This window comes from Shewanella sp. SG41-4 (assembly GCF_014164505.1).
Lineage (GTDB): Bacteria > Pseudomonadota > Gammaproteobacteria > Enterobacterales > Shewanellaceae > Shewanella.
In genome coordinates, this window is sequence record NZ_JACJFI010000673.1 from 1 (window position 1) to 1,054 (window position 1,054).

Annotated in this window: 1 pseudogene; it reads left to right on the plus strand. The window is 40.0% G+C overall.

The window, feature by feature from the left end:
- Window positions 1–41 precede the first annotated feature (41 nt).
- Window positions 42–1,012, plus strand: a pseudogene (locus H5202_RS23175) (IS1595 family transposase).
- Window positions 1,013–1,054: the final 42 nt, after the last annotated feature.

A 1,054-nucleotide genomic window follows, 5' to 3' on the forward strand; every position in this document is an offset into this window, starting at 1 on the left:
AAGGGCTATCCATTTAGCGCCACCAGTGTCAATATGTAGTGATGAAAACTTCATCGTATTTATTAAAAGCTGGTGTAGATTACCCTACAAGTTGGGGCGAATTTGTTGATTGGTTTCATGATGAACAATCCTGCATTAGCTACCTTTACAAACTTCGTTGGCCAAACGGATTCATATGCCCAAGCTGTTCAAGCCATCAATCACCTTATCAGTTAAGTAATGGCAAGTTAAAATGTCATGCTTGCCGTTCTCAGTGTTCAGTGTTCAGTGTTCAGTAACATCAAGTACACTTTTTGACAAAACAAGAACCCCCATGAAAAGTTGGTTTGCTGCCGTCTGGTATATTACAAATCAAAAAAATGGGGTCAGCGCTCTTGGAGTTCAAAGGTTATTAGGTCTTGGGAGTTATCAAACCGCTTGGTCATTAATGCACAAGTTAAGACATGCCATGGTTGATCCTGAAAGGGATAAACTGTCCAGCATCGTAGAGGTTGACGAAACACTAATAGGTGGCGTCGTTCCCCAATCATCTATTAAAAATCAACAGGGTAAGCGTAAGGCTGTAGTTTTGGTCGCTGTTGAGCTGCTATCACCCTCTGGATTTGGCCGGATACGTTTAAGGCAAGTGGAAAGTGCAACCAAAGAACATATCCATCAATTCATTCAAGATGTAATTGAACCTGGTAGTACAATTTGTAGTGATGGCTCTCAAGCATACAAACAAATAGGCAAGAAAGGATATAAGCATAACCGAATAGTGCATTTAGGTTCATCTGTACCTGCACATGAAACAATGGCTGGGGTACATCGAGTCTCATCATTATGTAAAAGATGGCTTTTAGGTACATATCAAGGCGCGGTAAAGGCTAAGCAACTTGATTATTATTTAGATGAGTTTACATTTCGCTTCAATAGAAGAAAGTCAGATTCTCGGGGATTATTATTCTACAGGTTGCTTGAACAAGCAGTGCGTTCTAAGCCGATAACGTACCAATCAATTAAAAATCGATAACCACAATATATAGTGATTGGTTGTGCTAAGTGGATAGCCCTT